This window comes from Parabacteroides sp. AF48-14 (assembly GCF_003477465.1).
GTDB classification, from domain to species: Bacteria; Bacteroidota; Bacteroidia; order Bacteroidales; family Tannerellaceae; genus Parabacteroides; species Parabacteroides acidifaciens.
The window spans coordinates 42,734-67,377 of the sequence record NZ_QUDI01000020.1; the positions used below are offsets into that span (position 1 = coordinate 42,734).

The 24,644-nt window shown below is 48.6% G+C and carries 18 protein-coding genes, 2 tRNA genes and 2 pseudogenes; 10 read left to right on the forward strand and 12 right to left on the reverse strand.

All coding sequences use genetic code 11. The features are described 5' to 3' along the window. Nucleotides 1-16: 16 nt before the first annotated feature. The 3 genes and pseudogenes from DW083_RS10930 (at nt 17) to DW083_RS10940 (ending at nt 6,405) form a co-directional block, all read left to right on the forward strand. Nucleotides 17-1,585: a RagB/SusD family nutrient uptake outer membrane protein gene (locus DW083_RS10930; RefSeq protein WP_122332397.1), complete on the forward strand. Its 1,569-nt coding sequence runs from the start codon at nt 17-19 to the stop codon at nt 1,583-1,585. A gap of 209 nt (nt 1,586-1,794) precedes the next feature. Then, nucleotides 1,795-4,102: pseudogene (locus DW083_RS10935) on the forward strand (GH92 family glycosyl hydrolase). A 117-nt stretch (nt 4,103-4,219) separates the two neighbouring features. Continuing rightward, nucleotides 4,220-6,405: pseudogene (locus DW083_RS10940) on the forward strand (GH92 family glycosyl hydrolase). Nucleotides 6,406-7,094: 689 nt separating this feature from the next. Here DW083_RS10940 and DW083_RS10950 read toward each other — a convergent pair. Further along, on the reverse strand, nt 7,095-9,191 hold the full coding sequence (locus tag DW083_RS10950) for a GAF domain-containing sensor histidine kinase (RefSeq protein WP_122332399.1): 2,097 nt from the start codon (nt 9,189-9,191) through the stop codon (nt 7,095-7,097). 134 nt (nt 9,192-9,325) lie between these two features. Between DW083_RS10950 and DW083_RS10955 the strand changes: the two genes are divergently transcribed. Continuing rightward, on the forward strand, nt 9,326-9,820 hold the full coding sequence (locus tag DW083_RS10955; RefSeq protein WP_115498701.1) for a UpxY family transcription antiterminator: 495 nt from the start codon (nt 9,326-9,328) through the stop codon (nt 9,818-9,820). Here the strand turns inward: DW083_RS10955 and DW083_RS10960 are convergent. Beyond that, the gene (locus DW083_RS10960) at nt 9,812-11,347 is read right to left on the reverse strand and encodes a cobyric acid synthase (RefSeq protein ID WP_122332400.1); all 1,536 of its coding nucleotides are present in this window, start codon (nt 11,345-11,347) and stop codon (nt 9,812-9,814) included. The genes DW083_RS10955 and DW083_RS10960 overlap by 9 nt on opposite strands. 304 nt (nt 11,348-11,651) lie before the next feature. Between DW083_RS10960 and DW083_RS10965 the strand changes: the two genes are divergently transcribed. Beyond that, nucleotides 11,652-12,257: a recombinase family protein gene (locus DW083_RS10965; RefSeq protein WP_115498699.1), complete on the forward strand. Its 606-nt coding sequence runs from the start codon at nt 11,652-11,654 to the stop codon at nt 12,255-12,257. Here DW083_RS10965 and corA read toward each other — a convergent pair. From corA to DW083_RS10980, 3 genes are read right to left on the reverse strand one after another with little or no spacing between them, the layout of a single operon-like run. Next, nucleotides 12,254-13,336, reverse strand: a complete 1,083-nt coding sequence (gene corA, locus DW083_RS10970; protein WP_115498698.1) for a magnesium/cobalt transporter CorA — start codon at nt 13,334-13,336, stop codon at nt 12,254-12,256. The two genes, DW083_RS10965 and corA, sit on opposite strands and share 4 nt — an antisense overlap. Nucleotides 13,337-13,349: 13 nt before the next feature. Further along, nucleotides 13,350-15,827 (reverse strand): endonuclease MutS2, encoded by a 2,478-nt coding sequence (locus DW083_RS10975; protein ID WP_122332401.1) that lies wholly within the window; start codon nt 15,825-15,827, stop codon nt 13,350-13,352. A gap of 15 nt (nt 15,828-15,842) precedes the next feature. Further along, nucleotides 15,843-17,261: a PDZ domain-containing protein gene (locus tag DW083_RS10980; protein WP_122332402.1), complete on the reverse strand. Its 1,419-nt coding sequence runs from the start codon at nt 17,259-17,261 to the stop codon at nt 15,843-15,845. A gap of 227 nt (nt 17,262-17,488) precedes the next feature. Between DW083_RS10980 and DW083_RS10985 the strand changes: the two genes are divergently transcribed. From DW083_RS10985 to rhaM, 3 genes are all read left to right on the forward strand, one after another. Beyond that, nucleotides 17,489-18,091 carry a nucleotide exchange factor GrpE gene (locus tag DW083_RS10985; protein WP_122332403.1) on the forward strand — a complete coding sequence of 201 codons (603 nt, stop codon included), beginning with the start codon at nt 17,489-17,491 and terminating at the stop codon, nt 18,089-18,091. A 42-nt stretch (nt 18,092-18,133) separates the two neighbouring features. After that, on the forward strand, nt 18,134-19,291 hold the full coding sequence (dnaJ, locus tag DW083_RS10990) for a molecular chaperone DnaJ (protein WP_115498694.1): 1,158 nt from the start codon (nt 18,134-18,136) through the stop codon (nt 19,289-19,291). Between the two features lie 165 nt (nt 19,292-19,456). Further along, nucleotides 19,457-19,771, forward strand: coding sequence for an L-rhamnose mutarotase (gene rhaM / locus DW083_RS10995; protein ID WP_115498693.1), 315 nt, complete (start codon nt 19,457-19,459; stop codon nt 19,769-19,771). Between the two features lie 60 nt (nt 19,772-19,831). On the opposite strand, the gene DW083_RS11000 is transcribed toward rhaM, so the two are convergent. Together DW083_RS11000 and DW083_RS11005 are read right to left on the reverse strand one after the other, a co-directional pair. Further along, nucleotides 19,832-19,914: transfer RNA gene (locus DW083_RS11000), tRNA-Tyr, on the reverse strand. A 9-nt stretch (nt 19,915-19,923) separates the two neighbouring features. Beyond that, a tRNA-Thr gene (locus DW083_RS11005) sits at nt 19,924-19,997 on the reverse strand. A gap of 369 nt (nt 19,998-20,366) precedes the next feature. Here DW083_RS11005 and DW083_RS11010 point away from each other — a divergent pair. Next, nucleotides 20,367-21,662, forward strand: coding sequence for a site-specific integrase (locus tag DW083_RS11010; protein ID WP_009041185.1), 1,296 nt, complete (start codon nt 20,367-20,369; stop codon nt 21,660-21,662). A gap of 93 nt (nt 21,663-21,755) precedes the next feature. Here DW083_RS11010 and DW083_RS11015 read toward each other — a convergent pair whose 3' ends face one another. The 4 genes from DW083_RS11015 to DW083_RS11035 form a co-directional block, all read right to left on the reverse strand. Then, on the reverse strand, nt 21,756-22,073 hold the full coding sequence (locus DW083_RS11015; protein ID WP_009041186.1) for a helix-turn-helix domain-containing protein: 318 nt from the start codon (nt 22,071-22,073) through the stop codon (nt 21,756-21,758). A 1-nt stretch (nt 22,074) separates the two neighbouring features. Beyond that, the gene (locus DW083_RS11020; protein WP_004326140.1) at nt 22,075-22,368 is read right to left on the reverse strand and encodes a helix-turn-helix domain-containing protein; all 294 of its coding nucleotides are present in this window, start codon (nt 22,366-22,368) and stop codon (nt 22,075-22,077) included. 146 nt (nt 22,369-22,514) lie between these two features. Next, nucleotides 22,515-22,943: a hypothetical protein gene (locus DW083_RS11030; RefSeq protein ID WP_009041187.1), complete on the reverse strand. Its 429-nt coding sequence runs from the start codon at nt 22,941-22,943 to the stop codon at nt 22,515-22,517. A gap of 252 nt (nt 22,944-23,195) precedes the next feature. Continuing rightward, on the reverse strand, nt 23,196-23,549 hold the full coding sequence (locus DW083_RS11035) for a helix-turn-helix domain-containing protein (RefSeq protein ID WP_004326138.1): 354 nt from the start codon (nt 23,547-23,549) through the stop codon (nt 23,196-23,198). 123 nt (nt 23,550-23,672) lie between these two features. Between DW083_RS11035 and DW083_RS11040 the strand changes: the two genes are divergently transcribed. After that, entirely contained in the window at nt 23,673-24,467 is a 795-nt protein-coding gene (locus tag DW083_RS11040; protein WP_004326137.1) for an EFR1 family ferrodoxin, read from the forward strand. On the opposite strand, the gene DW083_RS22270 is transcribed toward DW083_RS11040, so the two are convergent. Beyond that, the gene (locus tag DW083_RS22270) at nt 24,425-24,643 is read right to left on the reverse strand and encodes a hypothetical protein (protein ID WP_172680450.1); all 219 of its coding nucleotides are present in this window, start codon (nt 24,641-24,643) and stop codon (nt 24,425-24,427) included. The two genes, DW083_RS11040 and DW083_RS22270, sit on opposite strands and share 43 nt — an antisense overlap. Nucleotide 24,644: the final 1 nt, after the last annotated feature.

Below are 24,644 nucleotides of genomic sequence, written 5' to 3' on the forward strand. Positions count from 1 at the left end.
TAATCAGATGAAGAAAATGAGAAAGATATTAACAATCGCTATATTATGCGTCGGCCTGGCAGGTATGACGTCCTGTAATTTCCTGGATGAAAATCCTAAATCTTCCTTGACTTCCGTTGACTATTACAAGACTGCAGAACAGGCAGAGGCGAATGTCAATTACTTGTATCGCAATGGGGCTGTTATGCGTATCGCGCAGGCTCCCTCTGCTTATATTGGTCCGAACGCTTCGATCTCCGGTATGCTGACCGGATATTTTACGAACAGTTATGAAGGACAGGAAGTTGTTTGTAAATATGCACGCGAACTGACCCGCCAGCAGAATACCAGTACTGTATCCAGTATGATAGATGGCGTTTGGGATGAGTGTTATAAATCTATCAATATTGCGAACGGCGCGATCAAGCATATTCCGGACATCGCAATGAGTGAATCGACATCCGCGAGGTTGATTGCAGAAGCAAAATTCTTCCGCGCATTCAATTATTTTTACCTGGTGAAAATGTTAGGAGCAGTCCCGATGCCGACCGAACCGTATGAGTCGATCGAAAACCTGTATCTCGAACGTACTCCGGTTGAAACTGTTTATACATTGATCGAGGCGGATTTGAAAGAAGCCGTAGAGGTCCTTCCCGCTGCCAAGTTTGCAGATAACGCACATCGTATTACGAAATATGCGGCTGCCATGATGCTGGCCGATGTTTATTTGCAGCAAGGCAAGTATGCGGATGCCGCCACTTATGCCAGAATGGTTGTGGAATCTCCCCACAAACTGACGGCTAACGAGGATCTTGCCATGAATAGCGCCTTTAATAAACTTCGTACGACAGACGATTTGGATGAGGTGATCTATGCTGTCGAATATGATGCTTCTATTCATACCGGCGACTGGTGGCCTACTTATTCCTGCGATGCTTCTGCCGTGGCTACATTCGGAACCTATTCGATCATGGAACGCGTGTACGGTCCTACCAACCGCTTCTTGAATGTATATGACAAGGAAGACTTGCGTATCCAGCCGAATCAGTTCTTCCATTGGAAATACACGAACCCGAATACCGGAGCTGTATGGGAATCGAAATCGGCAGCCGGCTGTTGGTATTGGTTTGATGAAGAGGCTTTGTTGACAACAGGACGCGGAACGAAAGACCAGAACTTCTTCCGTTATGCGGAAGCGTTGTTGGTTGCCGCCGAATCCATAGCACAAAGCACTGGTGTTACGGCTGAAGCTGCCAACTGCCTGGCGCAGGTGAAAGCCCGTGCCGACATGAATGGCAAGACCGTCGCACAATATGCAAGCGAGTTGCAGGCCCTGTCGAAAGATTTATTTATAAAAGAATGTTGGTTGGAACGTTTGCGCGAGTTCCCGTTGGAATTTAAGATTTGGGATGACTGTCTGCGTACCGGCAAATTCCCGGTAATCTCCGAGACGGAAGCGGGCAAAGTTGATTTCCAAGAGCTGATTGGTGCTACAAATGCATCGGGAGCCACATTTAAGAAAACAGACCTGTTATGGCCGATTTCTATCAATGAAATCCAACGCAACCCGAGTCTGACCCAGAATGACGGCTATTCTCTTAAATAAATGACGGCGTTTATCCGGAGGGATAAACCGGAAATCAAAATATAGACGGATTTATTGGAAGGGGAGACAGTTCTATTTGTCTCCCCTTTTTTTTCAGCGCTTTTTTATTATTGGAATAATCATTATATTTGTATGAATTAGAGTCGTTTGAATAATAAACGCTATAAGATATTCATGGTTAAATTTTTAATATAAATAGTAACGATATTATGAAGAAAAAAAGTATATGGGCCTTTGCCTTATTGCTATGCTAACCAGCTTAGGAAGGCCTGCCGTTGCGGCAGATGCGGCTTTCGACCCGGTGGAGTATGTGAATCCTTTGATGGGGACACAGTCGACTTTTGAATTGTCGACCGGTAATACCTATCCTGCCATTGCGCGTCCCTGGGGGATGAACTTCTGGACACCGCAGACCGGAAAGATGGGCGACGGATGGGCATACGTTTATACCGCCAACAAAATACGCGGTTTCAAGCAGACCCACCAGCCGAGTCCCTGGATCAACGACTACGGTCAGTTTGCCATCATGCCGGTTGTCGGCGCTCCGGAATTCAACGAGGATAAACGTGCCAGCTGGTTCTCGCATAAAAGCGAAATCGCCAAACCGTATTATTACGAAGTCTATCTGGCCGAGCACGACGTGAAGACCGAACTGACACCGACCGACCGTGCCGCCATGTTCCGCTTCACTTTCCCTGAAAACGAACATTCTTACATCGTAGTGGATGCACTCGATAAGGGATCTTACATAAAGGTGATCCCGGAAGAAAACAAGATCATCGGCTATACGACCAAGAATAGTGGCGGTGTTCCGGATAACTTCAAGAACTATTTCATCATCGAATTCGATAAACCGTTCACCTACGAAGCGACCTTTGCGGATGCAGCCCTGAAAGAAGGCGCACGCGAGCAGACTTCCGACCATGTCGGAGCGGTAATCGGTTTCAAGACGGCTAAAGGAGAAATTGTACATGCAAAAGTGGCTTCCTCTTTTATCAGCTTCGACCAGGCAGCCGTCAACATGAAGGAGTTGGGCAACGATAACTTCGATACGCTGGTTCAGAAAGGCAAGGATGCCTGGAATAAGGAATTGGGCAAGATCGAAGTGGAAGGAGGGACGACGGACCAGTTCCGCACGTTCTATTCCTGTATGTACCGCTCACTGCTGTTCCCGCGCAAGTTCTATGAAATCGACGCTGCCGGAAAAGTGGTGCACTACAGCCCGTACAACGGCGAGGTGCTGCCGGGTTATATGTTTACCGATACCGGTTTCTGGGATACATTCCGTTGCCTGTTCCCGTTCCTGAACCTGATGTATCCGACGATGGCGAAGGAGATGCAGGAAGGCTTGATTAATACCTATAAAGAAAGCGGGTTCTTTCCCGAATGGGCAAGTCCGGGACATCGCGGCTGTATGGTCGGTAATAACTCTGCCTCCGTATTGGTCGATGCCTATATGAAAGGCATAAAGGTGGACGACCTGGAAACGCTCTATAAAGGCCTGATCCACGGAACGGAAAATGTACATCCGACCGTTTCCTCTACCGGCCGTCTCGGATATGAATACTACAACAAGCTGGGCTATGTGCCTTACGATGTAAAAATCAACGAGAATGCAGCCCGCACACTGGAATATGCCTATAACGACTGGTGCATCTACCAGATAGCCAAAGATCTGGGCCGTCCTAAAAAGGAACTGGACCTCTATGCAAAGCGGGCTATGAACTATAAGAACCTGTTCGACAAGGAAACCAAGCTGATGCGCGGTAAGAACCAGGACGGTACCTTTATGGCTCCCTTCTCTCCGCTGAAATGGGGCGATGCTTTCACGGAAGGCAACAGCTGGCACTACACCTGGTCTGTTTTCCATGACTCGCAGGGACTGATCGACCTGATGGGCGGGAAAAAAGAGTTTGTGGCCATGCTGGATTCCGTATTTGCCGTGCCGCCTGTATTCGACGACAGCTATTACGGACAGGTGATCCATGAAATCCGCGAAATGCAGATTATGAACATGGGTAACTATGCACACGGCAACCAGCCGATCCAGCACATGATCTATCTGTATAACTATGCAGGCGAACCCTGGAAAGCCCAATACTGGTTGCGTCAGGTGATGAACCGTATGTACTCGCCGACTCCTGACGGTTATTGCGGTGACGAGGATAACGGGCAGACTTCCGCCTGGTATGTCTTCTCCGCCCTCGGATTCTATCCGGTTGCTCCGGGGACGACACAGTACGTGCTCGGCGCTCCGCTGTTCAAGAAAGCCACACTGCATTTCGAGAACGGAAAGAATCTGGTGATCAATGCTCCCGCCAACAGCGACAAGAACATCTACATTGAATCGATGACATTCAATGGAAAAACTATACGAAGAACTACCTGGAACACTTCGAACTGTTGAAAGGCGGTGTGCTGGACATCCAGACGGGCGACAAGCCGAATATGCAGAGAGGCGTGAACCCGGAAGATTTCCCGTATTCATTCTCGGTGAACGATAAACAAAAGAGATAAACGATGGAGCGATTACAAAAAATTGGTAAGTTTTTATTCGGCATCCTGGTAGGGGTTGCCTTGGTGTTGGTATTCAACAAGTATTATGTCAAAGGGAAACAAGCTGTGGCAGACGGCATGGAGAAAGGCCCGGTGGAATATGTCAATCCCTATATGGGAAACATCAGCCACTTGCTGGTCCCGACCTATCCGACTGTTCATCTGCCTAACAGCATGATGCGTGTCTATCCCGAACGGGAGATTTTACGGGTGATAAATTGAGCGGACTGCCGCTGATCGTGACCAGCCACCGCGGAAGTTCGGCTTTCAACCTGAGCCCTTATCAGGGAACGGAGAACGGCTTGAAGCCGGTCATCGAATATAGCTACGACCAGGAAAAGATCGTGCCTTACCGGTATCAGGTCTACCTGGACGATGCCAACATCGATGTGGACTTTGCGCCTTCCCACCAGAGTGCGGTTTACAGCCTCACATTCGAGAAAGACGCTCCGGCCTATTTGGTTTTCAATAGCCGCAACGGAGCATTGAAATGGGAGGAAAATGCAGTCAGCGGTTTCCAGTATGTGGATAAGAAAACAAAGGTTTACCTGTATGCCGAAACGGATAAGAAGCCGGAGAAATGCGGTGTCCTGGCAGACGGAGCGGTGAAGTACGGCGAATCTTCAGCCGAAGGTCGTAACGCAGCCCTGGTCTTGGCTTACGGCAAACAGAAAGAGGTTGGCGTTCGCTACGGAATCTCGTTCATCAGCGCCGAGCAGGCAAAAAAGAACTTGGCACGCGAGATCGCTTCCTATGATGTGAATGCGATTGCCGAGGTCGGCCGTAACGACTGGAACGATGCGTTAGGTAAAATCCAGGTGACGGGAGGAACAGAGAACGACAAGACTGTCTTTTATACCTCTTTGTACCGTTGCTATGAACGTCCGGTCAACCTGAGCGAAGACGGAAAGTATTACAGCGCTTTCGACGGAAAGATACACGACGACGGCGGCCATTCGTTTTATACCGACGACTGGATTTGGGATACTTACCGGGCGACTCATCCGCTCCGTATCCTGATCGACAACGAGCGCGAGACGGATATCATCAACTCCTACCTGCTGATGGCACAGCAGATGGGAACGAACTGGATGCCTACTTTCCCGGAAGTGACAGGCGATTCACGCCGCATGAACTCCAACCATGCCGTGGCAACTGTCATCGACGCCTGGCGGAAAGGCGTGCGCGGTTTCGATCTGGAAAAAGCGTATCAGGCTGCCAAAGCCGGTATCGAAGAAAAGACCCTGATCCCCTGGTCAGGCGCTCCATCCGGCTGGTTGGACGAGTTCTACCGCGAACATGGTTATATCCCGGCTTTGAAACCCGGAGAAAAGGAAACAGTCGCAAATGTCTCTCCCTGGGAAAAACGTCAGCCGGTAGCCGTTACGTTGGGTACGGCCTATGACCAGTGGTGTCTGTCGCAGATCGCCGCCGAGTTGGGCAAGAAAGATGAGGCGGACTATTACCTCCGCCAGTCCTACAACTACCGGAACCTCTTTAACCCTGCCACCCGTTTCTTCCATCCGAAGGATAAAGACGGCAAGTTTATCGAAGACGTGGACTATCGCTATTCCGGTGGTCTGGGTGCACGCGATTATTATGACGAAAATAACGGTTATGTCTATCGTTGGGACGTGCAGCATAACATCGGCGACCTGGTTTCGCTTGTCGGTGGCAACGAAGCCTTTACAGCCGATCTCGACTCGATGTTCGACACGCCGTTAGGTATGTCCAAATGGCAATTCTATTCCTTCCTGCCGGATCATACCGGTAATGTCGGCATGTTCTCGATGGCAAACGAGCCGAGCCTTCATATCCCGTATCTGTATAATTATGCCGGACAGCCCTGGAAGACGCAGAAGCGCATCCGCGTGTTGCTGGATCAATGGTTCCGCAACGACCTGATGGGTGTTCCGGGTGATGAAGACGGTGGCGGAATGTCTGCATTCGTCGTGTTCAGCATGATGGGATTTTATCCGGTTACTCCGGGATCGCCCACCTATAATGTCGGTAGTCCGGTCTTTACGAGTGTGAAGATCGACCTGGGTAACGGTAATGTGTTCGAGATCGTAGCAGACGGTGCTTCCGACAAGAACAAATATATACAGTCTGCCTCCTTAAATGGTGCAGTGTTGAACCAGCCGTGGTTTGAGCACAGCCAGATTGCATCCGGCGGTATCCTGAATGTGAAAATGGGTCCGAAAGCGAATAAGGAATGGGGCCTCGCAACCCCGCCGCCTTCAGCCGCCCCGATGCCTGAATAATAAGTAAAAAGATTATACAACCTGATAAGAAGCCTGGAGCCGCGATTTTGCGACTTCAGGCTTTTTTTGTATGATAAGACTGTCCGAGTTATCCTCAAATTTGGCAAGTGTTGAACCTCCTGCGGCATGGGGCTTATTGTAAAAAACGTGTTTTTCAGGGTAAAAAAACATCCGAAACAAAACAAACGTCAACCCACTTTTCAACTGTCAAAAAGGGGCTTTTTCCTATGTTCCGGCACCTTATCGCATGAAGAGGGACTTTATCGCTCTGACCCGGAACATTGTTGCTCTGAGGTTGACTTCATATAGCACGAAGTCACTTCAGAGCGATGAAGCGTTACTTCAAGGCAATTTCCTGCGCACCTCATCGCAACAAGCCTCCAAAATTTCCTTGGGATATTTGGAACGCCGTCCACCTTCGTCCGCAAATATTCGATTCTCCGGGAGTTAAGGTTTATCACTTTGACGGCATTTATGCTTTCTGTCAATCAAAAAGAATGCTTTTCGAAACAGGCTGCGCACCTCGTTTTTCCTATTGTCAGAAAGGGGAGCTTGAACCGCAAAAAGAGTCAATCCAAAATCGATCAAGATTTCGGACGAAATAGAAAAATAGTCGAAACAGGGGGTTATTGTCTATTTTTAAAATTTGCAGGGCGGTTCGCGAACCGCCTCTACGAGGTCTGTTTGGTTCAAAAAGTAAGTGGCAAAGTGAACCAGAAAGTGGAGCCTGAGCCTTGAACCGAATCTACCCCGATTGTGCCTTGCAGGTTTTCGATGATTGTTTTGCTGATTGTGAGGCCTAAGCCGGTTCCCTGTTTGAATTCGTTTATTTTAATGAAACGCTCGAATATGCGGGAGCGGTCTTTTTCGGAAATGCCGATACCGGTGTCCTGTACGCTCACGCGCAGGTTGTTCCCTTCTTTTTTATAAGAGATTGTGATGCTTCCTTCTTCGGTGAACTTGATGGCGTTGTTGACGAAGTTCGACACAACCTGCATGATGCGCTGGGGATCGGTTTTCAAACGGATGGAAGGCAGGTCCTTATCGAATACCAACGTTACACCCGGTTTCATCTTCAGCGAGCTTGCTAAGAATACCTCCCCGCAGATTTCTTTGATATCCGTTTCGGTAATATGGTAGTCGAATGTGCCCGATTCTATTCTGGAAAAATCCAGGATATCGTCTATCAGGTGGAGAAGCAGATCGTTGTTCTTATGGATGATTTCCAGGTATTCTTTTCGTTCTTCTTCGTCCGATGTCTCTGCTACGATATCGGAAAAGCCGACAATGGCGTTCAGCGGTGTGCGGATCTCATGACTCATATTGGCAAGAAAAGCTGATTTCAGTTTGTCGGCTTCCTTGACGCGGATCAGTTCGTTTTCCTTTTCACGCTGCTCGGTGATGTTGGAGGTATAGCTGATGATCTTGCTGGGCGTGCCGTCTTCATTAAATTTGTAGGCGCGGACATTGGAGTTGAGCCAAAACTGTTTTCCTCCCAAGATACGCCGGTAGATGGCAATATAGCTGTCTATCTCTCCGTTCATCAGGCGCTTGAGTTTCCGGTTGTAAATCTTGTCTATGTCGTCCGGATGAAGCGTGCTGATAAAATCCTCCAGGGTTCTGGGCTGATGCTTTTTCAGGTAGGAAAGGGCAGAATTTTTGTCTATGTTTTTATTCAGGCTTAAATCCACTGAAAAGGTTTGTTTGGCTGTGTCATATTCCCAGATGAAAGATTCGCCGGTGTCGACGGCAGTTCTCAGTTTTATCAGGTTGTATTCGATCTGTTCTGTTTTATGGTGGTCCTCCGAGTTGTCGAAAACGATATACAGGTATCCGAATATCTTGTTTTGGATGTCTTTTAAGGCTACACCTTTCACCAGCAGATGCTTGGTTTCGTCTTCGATGGATGTGGGGTAATATCCCTCTTCTCTGACAATATGGAAGTTGTAGTCCAGCGTGAAGGTCACGTCTTCTCCCTTTTTCAGTTTCTGATTAACCCATTCCGGGATGTTCGGATTTTGGAACATATTAACGCCGATCACATTCTCGCGTGTCGTTCCGAATATCTCTAAATCGGCATCATTCAGGTCGAGCATGGTGCCGTCGGCATCATACAGTTCGACTCCCCAGGGTAACTTTTCGAAGATGATACGGAATTTGACTTCGCTTTTCAGCATCAGGTTTGCCGAGTGTTCCATGACATGCTTGTCGTGCTCCCGTTCAATGGCAATAGATACGATATCTGCCAATATTCGCAGGTTTTCAATGTCGAGGGCATTCCAGGTACGGTGTCGGCGGACAGAGTCCAGACCGATGAATCCGCAGATTTTACCTGCGCTGGAAACCGGCAATGCCAAAAGAGAAAGAACTTCTTGCAGCTTCAACATATGTTGTTCGGTGGCCGCTTCTTCCGGCATTTTTGCCGTATCGAAAATTATGATATCTTTTCCTGTTTTAATTTGTTCGATCCACCAGGGAATATCCTCGTCGGTCAATTGCCGCAAAATATCTTCCCGCATGGAGATTATTCCGTCGGACGTGACTTCGTGGGTGAAGTCGACAACGGAACAAGTTTCGTCAAAAATACCGATATATACGCGTTCTACTTCAAAAAAACGTAGAATGGATAATAAGGCGTTGTCAATGGCTGCATTGTCATTGGCGCTAAGCAAAAGGGTAAGGACATCCGAGATCGTTCTCCGCAATGCGATTGTATTGACCAAGACTTTGCTGGAGCTGATGTTTTCTTCTATCAGATCTTCTCGTGTGTATTCGTATGTATTCATTTTGAAACAGACATATTCATTGATTAATGCAAATTTATAGATATTTATTGAGATTCAAGCGAATTTGGAGGATATATTCTTATGTCGGGGATTTATTGTATCTTTGTGTATGGATCAAAGAGAAAAAAGAGTTCATGAAGGTTGCAGATAAGACTAATTGGTATGTTTTATATACATCTCCGCGTGCGGAAAAACAGGTGAAAGGACGGATCGATGCGTTGGGAGTGGAGTGCTGGCTTCCGCTTCATCGTGCACCCCGGGTCTGGTCGGACCGCGTCAAGATTGTGGAGGTCCCGTTATTCAATTCTTATTTGTTCGTACGTTGTACCGATCCGGAGTTAAGGAATTTGATCCGGGTGTACGGTGTTGCCCGTATTGTCTACTATAACGGGAAACCGGCCATCGTGCGCCAAAGGGAGATCGACGCCATAAAAGAGTTTCTCGAGCAAGCCTCCAACCATACGTTGTGTCCCGGCGAAGAGGTGGAAATCCTTTGCGGGGCGATGAAGCACGTGTCCGGTAAGGTGAAGAAGGTCAAGAAGAACCATCTGCTCCTTTACCTTGAACAGTTGGGGGCCACAGTCTGTGTGAAAATGGATGACGTGGCCCGGGTGGACCGTTTAAAGTAACTGCCGGTAGATATACTCCATATCGACATGTTCGCGTACTAAGGCAGCGAGCTTGTCATATTGTTCTTCTTTGAAGGCGGCATAATCGAATGGTGCGCTTTCGGCTGTCTTGTCGAAACCTTCGGCCAGGTTGTCCAGTACTTCCGGATTGTCCAGTATTCCATGTATATAACTGCCCCAACAGCTATTGTCCAGATAGTAGCCGTCCGTCCGTCCGTCGCTAAGGATTGCCACCGGGCTTTCGGGTGCGTCACCGAGCAGGGTGGTTCGTCCCATATGGATTTCATAGCCGCGACAATGTTGTTGTAGAGACGCACGGCCGTGCGTCTCTACGTGGTGACCGTGCGTCTCTATATGTTTTCCGGGCAGGAAAGCGAAGGAGCTTTGCCGGGTTACTTTTTCTTGTTCGATGACCGTACATTGCGGCAATAACCCCAATCCGGGGACAGCCGGCAGAGAGCCTTCGATCCCGTCCGGGTCTTCCAGCCGTGCGCCCATCATCTGGTAGCCTCCACAGATTCCGATCACCTTTTTGCCTGCTTTATGAGCGCGTATGATTGCGTCGGCTATGCCGTTCGCCCGCAGGCTTTGCAGGTCGGAAAGCGTATTTTTGGAGCCGGGTAGCAGGATGATGTCCGCTTTTTCTATTTCGTCGATGTTGTTCGTGTAATAGGCGTTGAAACGGGGGTCCATATCGAGCACATCGAAATCAGTGAAATTGGACATCCGTTTTAACAGGATAATCGCCACGTTGATTTTTCCATCCCGGTATGTGTTGTGCTTCATGTCGAGGGCGACCGAATCTTCTTCTTCGATCTTGATATCGCGAAACCAGGGGATGACGCCGACCACAGGGATACCTGTCAGCTCTTCGATTATCCTTCTGCCGTCATCAAACAGAAAAGAGTCGCCCCGGAATTTGTTGATGATAATACCTTTCATCAAAGCTCGTTCCTCCGGTCTCAGCAGTTCGATTGTTCCGTAGACTGAGCCGAAGACACCACCCCGGTCTATGTCGGCAACGAGGAAAGTGGCTGCTTCGGCCTGCATGGCCATCCGCATATTGGTGATGTCGCGGTCGCGCAGGTTCAGTTCGGAAATGCTTCCGGCGCCTTCCAGTACGATCGGGTTGTAGCGGCTTTCCAGGCGTTTGAAGGCTTTCACTGCTTCTTCGAACAGTTTCTCCTTCTGGCTTTTCATACCGAAATAGTCCTTGGCCGACATATTCCCGACCGGACGTCCGTTCAGTACGACCTGCGAGTTCTTATCGTTCGTCGGTTTCAGCAGCACCGGATTCATATCCGTATGCGGGGCGATCCCCGAGGCTTCCGCCTGTACGACCTGGGCACGCCCCATTTCTCCGCCTTCGGGAGTGGAGTAGGAGTTCAGCGACATGTTTTGCGCCTTGAATGGAGCCGGATGATATCCGTCTTGTTTGAATATGCGGCAAAATGCTGCATTGATAACGCTTTTACCTGCATCGGAACAAGTTCCGACAAACATGATCGGTTTAAGGTGCTGCTTCATTTCTGAAAATTGTTATTTAACGGTTGAAACTGCAAAGCTAACGAAAAAATATGAATTTCATAGAAGTTGGAAAGATATTGAAAGGGTCATAAATCGCCGGTTATCCGGTATTTTGTCCGGGCTGTCATTTTTAGTGGAATAACTGTTCGCATACGACTCGATTTGTGGTGGAAAAGAGAGGGTTCCTAACATTTTCTTGAAATAAAATGGAAAGTTTAGCTATTGTACTATTATTACTTTTCGTATCTTCACCGAAAATTAAACATTGGTTCTATGTTTTTTTAATTATTAAGTTTCTGGAAATATGATAATAGCTTATTTGAGAGTTGGAACATCTAACAAAGAACATCTTGAAATACAGAAAGATGAAATAAAACGCTTTGCGTCGGATCATCAGATGAATGTCGATAAGTGGGTTACGGATGTCACTATCGGTTTCGGTAAAGGAAAGGAAGACGAACGTAATATCGATATGGTTGTAGACCGTATGCAAAAAGGGGATACGCTGATATTTTTGGACATTTCCCGCCTTGGACGCACTTTGTCGGAGGTCATGGCAATCATGAGCCGCTGCATGGAAAAAGGAGTTCAGGTCTACAGTATAAAAGACCGGTATGCCTTGGATGGCGCCTTAAATCTTCCGGTTATGGGAAGTGTATTCAATCTGGTAACCGAGATCGAACATAGTTTGATGTCCACCCGGACAAAAGAGGCCTTGACCCACAAGAAGAATACGGGAGGTCCTTTAGGACGTCCGAAAGGATCGGCCGCTAAACAATCTTTCCTGGATGCGCATAAAGAGGAGGTGATCAGCATGCTCGAACGCGGAGACACCGTGATTGAGATTTGCAAGCGTTTTAATGTCTCCAGAAATACGTATTATATGTTCAAACGGAACTACGGACTCTAAAACCAGTCTTTTTTCCGCATGTATAGCCAGGTTACAATTGCTGTGAGCAGCATAAGCGACCAGGCTATGCCATATCCGTATCTCCAGTCTAACTCCGGCATAATCTTGAAATTCATACCCCATATACCTGCCAGGAATGTGAGCGGAATGAAGAGTGTGGAAACAATAGTCAAGCGTTTCATGATCGCATTCATGCGCAGGTCGTTATTGGATATGTACAGGTCGACCAGAGAGGAGATAATTTCCCGGCAGCTCTCTGTTGTCTGGATAACAAATAGCAATTGGTCGGACAGATCGTTGTAGATCGGCAGGATGTCGGGGCTTATGAGCCCGTTTTCGGTACGCAGCAGTTTGGCAAACTGTTCTTTCAGCGGCTGGCTGTTTTTCCTGATAATCATATATTCTTTCCGGTGTTGTTGGATCAACTGCCCCATGTTTCCCTGGTCGTTTTTGATGTCGAGCAGGGTTTCCTCGATGTCTTCAAGCATCTCTTCCACTTTGGAGGCCGCTTCCACCAGGTTGGCGATAATAGTGTTAAGCAGGAATGCCAACAGCAGCCCGCTACCTTTCTTCCGGATATTCAGCATATTGGATTCCAATGCTTTGTAGGCGTCTTCAAACACCGGATTATTGCTTTCCGTAAAACTGATCACGACATTTCCCGTAATCAACAGGCTGATATGTTCGGAGTTGAGTTCCATATTGGCATTGTAATAGGAAGAATTGAGTATGATAAGCGTGTGCTTGTCGTATTCTTCTATTTTGACCACGTGCTGGGGCGTCAGGATGTCTTTGGCATCCAGGTTATGCATCCCGAACTCGTTGACCATACGGGTGATCGCTTCCGAATCGGTCAGGCCGCTCACTTGAAACCAGTTGATGCTGTTTGCATCGGCCAATTTGCGGAATGATGTTTCGTCTGTTCTGAGATTCCGTGTGTGCAGGTTGGTGGCGTTATATTGGGTGAGGCGAATGTTCGTGACTGTTTCATGTTCACCTGCATAATAATACCGTTCGGCCAGGTGCCGGTTTGAAATATGCTTGTGCCTGTGTAGGCGCACGGATTCTTTTCGCCTCATACCCTTATGTTTTTTATTCGAGTTCTACGACAGTTATGCCGGCACCTCCGAACTGGACATGTTCGTCGTGATACTGGCGGACGCCGGGTACGGAGTGCAGGTAGTCGCGTATCAACTGGCGCAAGATGCCTGTCCCTGTTCCGTGCAGGATGCGTATGCGGGCCGCACCGACCTGTATGGCGTCGTCGACAAAGTAGGTCACCGCCTGCAATGCTTCGTCTCCCCTCATACCTCTAACATCGATCTCCTGCTTAAAGTTCAATTTCTTTTCGTGCATATCGTCGGCTGTCTGGACACTGACAAAGGTGCTTTTCTGGATTTCCTTCTTGATCTGGCCTTTACTGACCTTTTCCAGTTGATCCAGTTTGACGGTGCTTTTGATCATGCCGAAGGCTACGACAGCCTGTTTGCCTTGCAGTTCCATAACTGTCCCGGCAGACATTTGTCCTTTGAGGCGGACATTGTCGCCCACTTCTATGATATCGCGGTTGAAGGTCTGCTTGGATGCCGGCGTGTTCTGCTTTTGTTTCTTACGCTCTTTGCGCTCCTGCAGTTTGGCCATTTTGCGGGCGATTTTGTCGTCTTCCTCTTCGGCGGCTATCACGGAAGCTTTGAACTCTTCCAGTGCTTTGCGGGCCAGCTTGGTCTGCTCTTTTTCCGCCTGGGCCTCTTTGATCTCGCGGATCGTGTTTTCTATCTTGGCATTGGCTTCGGCGAGGATGCGCTGTGCTTCTTCCTTGGCGGTCCGCATGATCTCTTTCCGTTGTTTGCTTACGGCTTCGAGGTCCTGCTCGTAGCGGGCGGTGATATCTTCCAGCTTTTTCTCCTGCTGGCGGATGTTCTGCCGTTTGCTTTCCCAATAGCGTTTGTCGCGCACAATATCCTGGAGGTATTTATCCATATTGATATAGTCGGAACCTACATTGGCGGATGCGTCGGCAATGACATCTTCCGGCAGACCGATTTTCCGGGCTATTTCGACAGCGAAAGAACTACCCGGATTTCCAATCGACAGCTTGAACAGGGGTTGCATCAGGTGGCGGTCGTAGAGCATGGCTCCGTTGACAATCCCTTCTGTATCTTCCGCGAAATGCTTCAGATTCTGGTAATGGGTTGTGATGACGCCATAGCTGTGGTTCCGGTTGAAACGGTCCAGCAGGGCCTCGGCAATGGCTCCGCCGATCTGCGGTTCCGTGCCGCTGCCGAACTCATCGATCAGGATCAGCGTCTTGCTGTTGCAGTTCTTCACGAAGAACTTCATGTTCGTCAGGTGGGAACTGTATGTGCTCAGGTCGTTTTCGATGCTTTGTTCGTCACCGATATCGATAAACAGGTTGTCGAACAGGCCTGTTTTCGAACTTTCATATACCGGGATAAGCAGCCCGCATTGCAGCATATATTGCAGCAGCCCGACTGTTTTCAGGCAGACTGATTTTCCGCCTGCGTTCGGACCGGAAATGATGAGCAGCCGCTTGTTCTCTTCCAGCATAATGTCGAGCGGAACGACCTGTTTGTTCTGTTTTTGCAGCGAGAGGTAGAGCAGGGGATGCGAGGCTCGGATCCAGTCTACTTGTTGCTTGTTTTCGACAACCGGCTTGATCCCGTTCACCTGTTCGGCAAACAGGGCCTTAGCACGGATAAAGTCGATCTCGGCTAAGAACTCGTACGATTGGAGGATGTCGGGCACTGACGGACGTACGAAATTGGTGAACTCCGTTAATATTTTCATGATCTCCCGGCGTTCGTCTCCTTCCAGTTCCCGGATACGATTGTTTGCTTCCACCACGACTTCCGGTTCGATAAAGACTGTTTTTCCGCTGGCCGATTCGTCGTGCACGATCCCTTTGATTTTCCGTTTGAAGGCAGGAGCGACCGGAATCATCAGGCGGCCGTCGCGCATGGTCGGCGTTACATCTTTGTCGACAACCCCGTCTGACTGGGCGGCGCGCAGGATCGATTGCAAGCTGCGCGAGATACCGCTCATCGTGGCGGATATCTCTTTCCGTATTTGTGCCAGTGTGGGGGAGGCGTTGTCTTTTACACGCCCGAATTTATCGAGGATGGCATCTATCTTTCCGATCAGTTGCGGGAACACCATAATATCACCGGCGAGAGCTGTCAGGGCGGGATATTTGATCTCTTCTCCCTCCTCCATGGAGGGACGGAAGAAACGGATGATGTCGTTGATAGTCTGGAGTGACCGTTTCAGGTCGAACAGCTCCTTTTCGTCCAGCCAGGTTCCTTCCGGGCGTATCCGTTTCAGCGAATAACGCACATCGAAGAAGTAACTGGCGGGAAACTCGTCTTCTCCATGCAGGATGCGGACAAATTCGTCTGTCTGTTCCAGGCGTTCGGTTACGGTTTGAAAGTCGGCGGAGAATTCCATCTCCGCCACCCGCTCTTCTCCGAGCGGACTTAAACATTTTTCTGAAATTAAATGGCGGACTTTATCGAAGCCCGTTTTCTGTTCGAAGTTTTGTGGGTATATCACGTTCTTGTAAATGCTTTATTTTACTTCGACCGTCACAGACCGGCGAATGGTCGGGCGGACGATGATTTCCATTTTGTTCTTCCCCCGCTTGATATCGAACGTGCAGGCGTTGTTGCCTGACGGGTTGATATAAGGGGCGTAATAATATAAGTAAGAATAGGCGGCTTTGTTTCCGGATTTCTGGATCGCATCGGCCACCTGCGAGTATTTGAATGTATCCCAGAACATACAGCGTTTAAATCCGTTGGCATCCGTAAATCGGGTTTTCGGATCGCGGTATTTCATCGTGTTGGTGATAAATCCTTTATAAGCGGCGGAGAACTCTTCCGTCGTGTTATCCATCTTGTGGTTGTTGATCTTTTCCACAACGTCGCGCGGGCGCAAGCCGGCAGCGTAGGCCGGAGAGTTCTTGTCGACATCGGTAACCAGTTCCATACGGTCGATGTCATAGCTCAAACCTGTATAGTTGTATGTCTTCTGGTTGACTTTGAACGGCACATTGCGGCGGTACTTGGTGTACGGATATTGCATACACATCAACGGCGCATGGATACGGGCATATTCGTCCAGGCGATATGAATCTTCCAACAACTCGTTTGCTTCACACTCCCAAAGTATCCGGCCCGGCACATCCCGCTGGTCGATCAGGCGAAAACCGAACTGAAGCAGGTATTCCGCCTCTGTTTCTGCAGCTGTCGGATTCAGGAACGGGAATATTTCCATTTTGCTTTGGAGGAAGTTGTAACGATATACGGGCTCTTTTTCAATCAGTATTTTGTTTGCTCCCTTGTAGTTCGGATTCTTGTCAAAGAAATAGAATGTCTGTACCAGAATGTCGGGTCTGTCCACGTCGACTGTCATCCCTTTTTTAGTCAGTTCCTTTTCAATGCTTTCGTTGATGGCTGTTTCCAGCTTGCTGTTGTTCTCGTCTATGGCAGAGAATGCGAAAGTCTTGAATTTTCCGAAATCGACCGGATCGGCTGTGACTGTCGTCTTGAACGGGCAGACAAATTCGCGTTCGCTGGTTGTCTCCAGGCTGTACATGGAAAAAGCGGTCGCCAGTTGTTCTTCCGTGATGGCATTGCTTTTTTTGCATTCTTTTTTGACCATGACCTGTTTGGAAGGGTTCGACAGGTTACCGATAGTGAGCAGCACCTCATTTTTTCCGGCCGGGTTCAACATCTCTTCTATTTCCTCGGGCGAGATATCCAACGTCTGGACGCCGTCGATGGCCATGATGATATCATTAGTCTTCACTCCGGCAAGTTCCGCCGGGGAATAAGGAATGATACTGGTAATAACAGGCCTGTTTTTACCCCAATGATCGCTTTGACTGATATCGTATGTGATGCCTAACCGACAGATATTCCGGTTTTGAGCAAAACCGGTAAGAAATGCAAATAGCAGTAAGACTGACAAAATCGCTCTCTTCATAATTAATTCCTATTGTTTTATTAATCTATATTGTATGTGACAATAAAATCATCATTTACTACACAAAGGTAAAGATATTTTCGTTCTGTAAGAACAGTTGGCAGCATATTTGATGTTATATTGGTGAATGATACCGACAAGAATAATGCCGGCATATATATGTATGGTGTGATATGTGTATGGTATCTTATTGACAATTAGATAGTAATGAAAATATATAATTGGTTATGAATAAGATGAATTTTAATAGTAAGAAAGAAGCTGCTGACAAAAAAGAACGCCAGGGTGTTGATGATGCGACAAATTTGCAGGAAGAACAGGTAAATGCGGCAGACGAAAATGCTGCATCTGACAATGTGACGGACGAATGTGACGGACAGGGAGAATTGGAAGAACTCAAGAAGAAGTATAACGAGCTGAACGATTCTCATTTGCGCCTGATGGCTGAGTTTGACAACTATCGTAAACGTACATTGCGTGAAAAGTCCGAGTTGATTAAGAATGGCGGCGAAAGCGCACTGACTCATCTGCTCCCTGTTGTCGATGATTTTGAGCGTGCCTTGCAGAACATCCGTACAGCTGAAGATATAAAGGCTGTTACTGAAGGCGTGGAACTTATCTATTCTAAATTCATGTCTTACCTGTCCCAGCAGAATGTAAAGCCGATCGAGACGGTTGGTGAGCCTTTTGACGCTGAGACATCTGAGGCTGTTGCCATGATTCCGGCTCCGGAACCTGATATGAAAGGAAAGGTGCTGGATTGCGTACAAACCGGTTACACCTTGAATGACAAAGTGATCCGTCATGCAAAAGTGGTTGTCGGGGAGTAAGATGGCAGGATAATAAGCAAATAACAACAGACAGATACAAAGATGGCTAAAAGAGATTATTATGAAGTGCTGGGCGTCGAGAAGAATGCCTCGACAGAAGAGATAAAGAAAGCCTACCGGAAAAAGGCTATTCAGTTCCATCCGGACAAGAACCCGGGTGACAAGCAGGCTGAGGAAAACTTTAAGGAAGCAGCCGAAGCGTATGATGTGCTGAGCGATCCGCAAAAACGGCAGCGGTACGATCAGTTCGGCCATGCCGGAGTAGGAGGCGCTTCACAGGGCGGTGGCTTCGGAGGCGGAATGTCTATGGATGATATATTCTCCCAGTTTGGCGACATCTTTGGCGGACATTTCGGTGGCTTTGGCGGTTTCAGCGGCTTTGGCGGCGGTTCGCGTGGCGGGCGTCGTGTGAACCGGGGTTCCGATCTGCGTGTGAAAGTGAAGCTGAATCTGAAAGAAATAGCCGGTGGCGTGGAGAAGAAGATCAAGGTGAAGAAATATGTCACGTGTTCCAAATGCCATGGTAGTGGCGCGGAGGACGACCATAGTTCTAAAACTTGCGAGACTTGTCACGGTAGCGGTGTCGTCACGCGTATCGCCAATACGATTCTGGGACAGATGCAGACGCAGACAACATGTCCGACCTGTGGTGGCGAAGGCAAGATCATCACCAAGAAGTGTAGCGAATGTAATGGTGAGGGAATTGTTCGCGATGAAGAAGTGATCACGATCAATATTCCGGCCGGTGTCGCAGAAGGCATGCAACTTTCCATGAGTGGAAAAGGAAATGCGGCCCGTCACGGCGGTATCAACGGTGATTTGCTGATTTTGGTCGAAGAGGAGCCGCATCCTGAATTGATACGCGATGAAAACGACCTGTTGTATAACCTGCTGTTGAGTGTGCCTCAGGCTGCTCTGGGCGGCACGGTGGAGGTTCCGACTATCGACGGGAAGGCGAAAGTCAAGATCGAGCCGGGAACACAGCCGGGTAAGGTGCTTCGTTTGCGTAATAAGGGGCTTCCTTCCGTCAACAGCTATGGCACGGGTGACTTGCTTGTGAATGTGAGCGTTTATATCCCTGAGACATTGTCTCCTTCGGAAAAGGATATCATGAACGGTCTGGAAAACTCTCCAAACTTCCAGCCTAAGAAGTCTGTAAAGGAAAAGATTTTCGATAAATTCAGACATATGTTTGACTAAAGATTATTTTTAGTTGGCAAGAGGCCATCTCCATGAACAGGGGATGGCTTTTTTTGTTGTTATCTGTATCAAATTTTTAAAGTATATGCACAATTATCCAGATTGTGTTCGTTTGAATATATCTACTTTTGCCTCATCAAAGAATAAGGACTAAAATGAAAGACAATGAAACGAGAAGCTTTTAAGATGTATTTGAAGCCGGGATGTGAGGAAGAATATCAAAGACGCCATATTGCCATCTGGCCGGAACTGAAAAAGATGCTTTCTGATAATGGAGTTTGTGACTATTCCATTTATTGGGATAAAGAGACCAATGTTTTGTTTGCTTGCCAAAAGGTAAAAGGGGAGGCGTCTTCCCAGGATATGGGGGATAATCTGATTGTGCAAAAATGGTGGGACTATATGTCCGATCTTTTGGATGTAAATCCGGATAACTCTCCGGTATCTATTTCCCTGCAGGAAATTTTCCATATGGATTAGGATAATCCGGGTGAAGTGAAAACAAAAAAGACCTGAAAGATATTCTTCCAGGTCTTTTTGTGGGCAGTGATGGATTCGAACCACCGAAGTCGAAAGACAGCTGAGTTACAGTCAGCCCCATTTGGCCACTCTGGTAACTGCCCAAGATTTTGAGCCTCTTGTCGGATTCGAACCAACGACCCCGAGATTACAAATCACGTGCTCTGGCCAACTGAGCTAAAGAGGCATTCTTCTTTTAATAATCAATCTCTCTCGATTGCGGGTGCAAAGGTAGGCATTATTTTTAATTGTGCAATAGTTTGGAGGGATAATGTGAAATATTTTTCATAAAAAATCGGCATAAGGCGCAAAGAAAAGCAAAGTTCTACATAAATAAATGCAGGTCAGCATCTTGTATGCAGAGCGGGTGGAAACGGACTCCGGCATAAAATGCCTGAAAACACCCCTTTCGGACAAAGTTCGGCTACTAAACAGCTACCGGTTCCGAAACGGGGTATATACAGCATAACAAGTTCTGTTTCATTGCTTTGCCTTGTTTTGCATAGCTCTTGGTAAGAAATAAGTAACTACCTTTAGAAACGAAAATTTTAGAGTTATGGAAACAAAGAGAAGTACGTTTGCGACCTCGTTCTACATCAAGAGATCCGCAGTGAGAAACCGGGACGGAAAAGCCCCCATCATGGTGAAAATCTCCGTTGACGGCGATGACAAGGCAGTGGGAACCAAGCTGTTCGTCACCCCCGACCTCTGGGAGAACGGCAAGGCGAAAGGCAAGTCCGCCGAGGCAAACGAGATAAACGGGCAACTGAAGGAGGTCTCCGCCCGGCTCACCAACCACTACCACCGCATCCTCCGGGAAGAGGATTTCGTCACCGCCGAGAAGCTGCGCAACGCCTTCCTCGGTGTCGGCGTGATGGAGAACTGCATCCTCAAAGACTTCGGGAACATGAACCGGGAGTTTGAGGCGATGGTCGAGAAAGGGCAGCGAGCCAAGTCCACCTACAACAAGTATCTGGCTGTTTACAACCATTTCAAGACCTTCCTTTGGGAGAAGAAGAAGCGCACCGACATGGCTTACAAGGAGCTGACCAAGGAGATCATCACCGATTTCGACAAGTACCTGCGGGTGGAGAAGGGATTGAGCGCCAACACCCTCTGGATATACACCATGCCCCTGCTCAGCCTGACCGACAAGGCGTGGCGGCGTGGAATCGTCCGCACCGACCCCTTCGGCGAGTACAGCCTTGAGATGCAGGAGACCGACCGGGGCTATCTCACGGAAGAGGAGCTGCGCACCTTGGCTAACGCCGTGTTCGTCAAGAAACAGACCAGCCTCGTGCGGGACATGTTCCTCTTCGGGTGTTTCACCGGGCTTAGCTACATTGACATAAAGACGCTCACCCATGACAAGATACAGCGCATGGACTTCGACGGCGAGGAATGGATCATCACCCGGCGCACCAAGACCCGTGTGTCGAGCAACGTCCCCCTTATGGAGATTGCCAAGGAGCTGATAGAACGTTACAAAGGGCTTGCCGGAGGCGACCTCGTGTTTCCCATGCCCAGCAACAGCGTGTGCAACAGGCACCTCAAACAGATAGCCAAAGCCTGCGGCATCCACAAGGAGATCGGCTTCCACCTAAGCCGCCACACCTTCGCCACGACCATCTATCTCTGCAACGGCGGCACCATCGAGGCGCTCTCCAAGATACTCGGGCACAAGCACATTTCCACGACCCAGATCTACGCCGAGGTGACCAACAGGATGGTAAGCTCCGATTTCCGGGCGATCTCCGGCAACCTCGCCGCCATGCAGCGGAGCGTGCTGGAGAAGAAGGACAGGAAACAGGACGGGAAGCGGGTGCGCCGCTCCCTCCGGGAAACGGCTTGACGCCTTCCCCCGGTGCAGAATGCGGCAAAGGCAGGAACTTCCGATGCGGTGTCCCTGCCTTTGCTGCATTTCCCGATGCACACCCCCGTGCGTTTATGTTGGACTTTTCCCCCGTTTGCGCTTTGGGCGCATGTCCACGTAGTTCTCCTCCAGCATACGCAGCAGATCCGACTGGCGGTAGAGCGTCTTGCCCGGCAGCGATATGTACGGGATCAGCCGTTGCGTGCGGTAATCCTGCAACGTTCTCGGCGTGATGTGCAGCAGCCTGCACACGTCCTCGCCCGTGAGATAGACCTCGCCGTTCATCGCCGGGCGGAAGTGCGCCGTCACCGTGTCGATGTACCTCATTCCCTCTTCCAACGCCTCGAAGTACGCCCGTACCTCTTCCGTGTCCCTTGTGATCACTTCCATCTCACTCGTCCTCCGTCATTTCCCGGCTCATGGCTTCCACGAACGCCTCCACGTCCTCCGTCCGGTAGTAAATCTTGTGGTTGATCTGGCTGTACGGCAGCAGCCCCCGGTCACGGTAGGTCTGCAACGTCCGCTTGCTGATGCCCAGTTTCTCACACACGTCCGCCCCGTCCATCCAGTTCATCTTTTCGGGCGGGCGGTAGCGGGCGCAAAGCTCCCTCACGTGCTGCGAGAAGCTGCCGAACCGTTCCTTCATCTCCTCGAAGGTCTTTTTCTCGATGCTTACTATTTCCATTGTCCCGATACGTTTTTATTGTTATACTTCCCTGCAAATATACCGGTCTGTATATGTCCGTGTATCAAAACCGTACCGCTTGTCCTCGTTTTGCTTCACGTTTGTAGCCTTGTCACGTTCCGGGCGGTGAAAAGCAGGGAGAAGCTCTACATATCCGCACGCCCTTCCGCATATTTTCCGCCCCTTCCGTTTGCCGTGTGCCGGACATTTCGCATATTTGTAACCGACCAAACATCATCACTATGGACGAGGCTGTCTTTATCGCTTAATACACCTTCCTTGCCACTCCTGCGGTCATCGAGGAGGAGAGCCGCATCTTGGGCAAGATCGCACGCCGCCTGCGTTGCGAGTACGTCATCCGTTTCGAGGACGACGGCAAGTTCTATTTCCTGCTGGAGACCCGTTCCGGCTACGAGGAGCATTTCGCCCGGTGCGGCTGGTACGTCGTCAGCCAGACCGACTTCAACAGCCGCCTGACCATCGGCATGGGCTTGTACGAGAGCGGGAACTTGGCGGGCTTCATGTACAGGCTCGATTCCGGCAGCCGTATCCGGGCGATTCAGGAGAACAGGCATCGTGCCGCTTGGATTATAAATTAAGCGTTATTTATTCCTAAATATCAGCACTTTCTGAAATTTTGGCTTTGCATCCATCACGCTTTTAGTCCTTAAAAACTGTCTGCTGTTGTCCGGTGTCTGTCTGCCAACATCTTGGGTTCAGATGTCCGCATTATTTTTGGATTATGCAAATCATTGAAAATAAACATTCTAAGGTTAGTGCAAGGTGCAAGCTATATATAGATATATACTTGTACCTTGCACTAAATTTCAATATTTATTTTTCCGTCTATTTTCCATTATCGTTTCAAAATTTTCTTGCCCCCATTGTTTCAACTGCTCTAAATAAGGGATTAAAGTTTCTCCAAATTCAGATACATAATATTCCACTTTGGGTGGAACTGTGGGATATATTTTTCTATTTACCAATCCGTCCGTTACCAATGACCGCAAAACAGTAGATAGCATCTTTTCCGATATAGAGGGGATTGTTTTGTATAGTTCATTGAAACGTATTACTTCATTCTCATGTAGCTTCAATAAGACAACTAAAGCCCATTTGTCACCCAGCCATTCCAGTATAGGGGAAGCAGAACAATAATCGTAATCTAACTTTTTTCTCATTTTTCTTTTATCCAACAAATTGATATACAGGAAAACTAACCTAAATGTAAGTTACTGATAACCAAGACAGTTCTTCTTTTTTAAAAGAGACCTATTAACTTTGCTGTCGCAAAAATAAATGTTATGGACTATAAAAGCAAAACGGCAAACGACAAAGAAATATCCATCTATTATTTCTCCGCCACAGGCAACAGCCTGAAATTGTCGCAGGATATTGCGGCGGCTTTTGGAGGAGCCGGGCTGTTCAGAATGACACCGTCAGCTGGAATCACCGCATCGGACTCCCGAATCGTAGGTTTTATATTCCCCGTATATATGGGCGGACTGCCCGGCATTGTCCGCCGGTTCTTGGAAAGTTATCCGTTCAGGAAAGGCGTGTACTATTTCTCCATAGGCACATATTACACGTACAAGGGCTGTGCGGTGTCCGTTGTGGACAAAATCATGTCCGGCAAAGGCGTGCGTCTGGACTATGGCTACAACCTGCCCACCGTAGGGAACTGCCTGAAGGAATACGAGGTATCTTCAGTAAGGAGGACGAAGATACTGGAACGGGCGGAGCTTTACACTTCACGAATAATCGACGACTTGAAAAAAGGCAAACGGAAAAAGCCTTTCCCGTATTGCAGGTTATCGGATCTGTTGCACAAAGGGCTGTTCAATGCTTTTTTCAGTCGCTCGCACTTGAACTTCTCCTTGGAAAATGGTTGTATGGGATGTGGTGTCTGCGAACGTGTATGTCCCGTGAACAATATTACGCTGAAAAACGGAGTGCCCCGGTGGGGAACCGGTTGCGAGGCTTGCCATGCTTGCGTACACTGGTGTCCCCGGAATGTCATTCAGATCGGGAAGTCCAAAGGGCGGCTGCAATACCATCATCCAGCTGTAAAAAGAACGATGCTGTACCGTGTGGAATGACGGGTTCCTATGCTGCGTATCCAGAGATTCCGGTCTGTTTCCCGTTTGTAGGATTCCACCGGAACCAGCCCGTTCTTGCGTTGTTCATGCCGACAGGTCATAGAAACGATATGGATGACCTTACGCATCCTTGCCATCATCTGGAAGAATCGGCGCATGTATTGGAATATCCTCATG

Coding starts and splice junctions, on each gene's coding strand:
- DW083_RS10965 (WP_115498699.1), top strand. CDS start 11,652: ATGATAATAGCTTATTTGAGAGTTGGAACATCTAACAAAGAACATCTT.
- DW083_RS11015 (WP_009041186.1), bottom strand. CDS start 22,073: ATGGAAGTGATCACAAGGGACACGGAAGAGGTACGGGCGTACTTCGAG.
- DW083_RS10955 (WP_115498701.1), top strand. CDS start 9,326: ATGAAGGTTGCAGATAAGACTAATTGGTATGTTTTATATACATCTCCG.
- DW083_RS10960 (WP_122332400.1), bottom strand. CDS start 11,347: ATGAAGCAGCACCTTAAACCGATCATGTTTGTCGGAACTTGTTCCGAT.
- DW083_RS11020 (WP_004326140.1), bottom strand. CDS start 22,368: ATGGAAATAGTAAGCATCGAGAAAAAGACCTTCGAGGAGATGAAGGAA.
- DW083_RS11035 (WP_004326138.1), bottom strand. CDS start 23,549: ATGAGAAAAAAGTTAGATTACGATTATTGTTCTGCTTCCCCTATACTG.
- corA (WP_115498698.1), bottom strand. CDS start 13,336: ATGAGGCGAAAAGAATCCGTGCGCCTACACAGGCACAAGCATATTTCA.
- DW083_RS10930 (WP_122332397.1), top strand. CDS start 17: ATGAGAAAGATATTAACAATCGCTATATTATGCGTCGGCCTGGCAGGT.
- DW083_RS11040 (WP_004326137.1), top strand. CDS start 23,673: ATGGACTATAAAAGCAAAACGGCAAACGACAAAGAAATATCCATCTAT.
- dnaJ (WP_115498694.1), top strand. CDS start 18,134: ATGGCTAAAAGAGATTATTATGAAGTGCTGGGCGTCGAGAAGAATGCC.
- DW083_RS10985 (WP_122332403.1), top strand. CDS start 17,489: ATGAATAAGATGAATTTTAATAGTAAGAAAGAAGCTGCTGACAAAAAA.
- DW083_RS10980 (WP_122332402.1), bottom strand. CDS start 17,261: ATGAAGAGAGCGATTTTGTCAGTCTTACTGCTATTTGCATTTCTTACC.
- DW083_RS10950 (WP_122332399.1), bottom strand. CDS start 9,191: ATGAATACATACGAATACACACGAGAAGATCTGATAGAAGAAAACATC.
- DW083_RS11010 (WP_009041185.1), top strand. CDS start 20,367: ATGGAAACAAAGAGAAGTACGTTTGCGACCTCGTTCTACATCAAGAGA.
- DW083_RS22270 (WP_172680450.1), bottom strand. CDS start 24,643: ATGAGGATATTCCAATACATGCGCCGATTCTTCCAGATGATGGCAAGG.
- rhaM (WP_115498693.1), top strand. CDS start 19,457: ATGAAACGAGAAGCTTTTAAGATGTATTTGAAGCCGGGATGTGAGGAA.
- DW083_RS11030 (WP_009041187.1), bottom strand. CDS start 22,943: ATGCCTGTTCTCCTGAATCGCCCGGATACGGCTGCCGGAATCGAGCCT.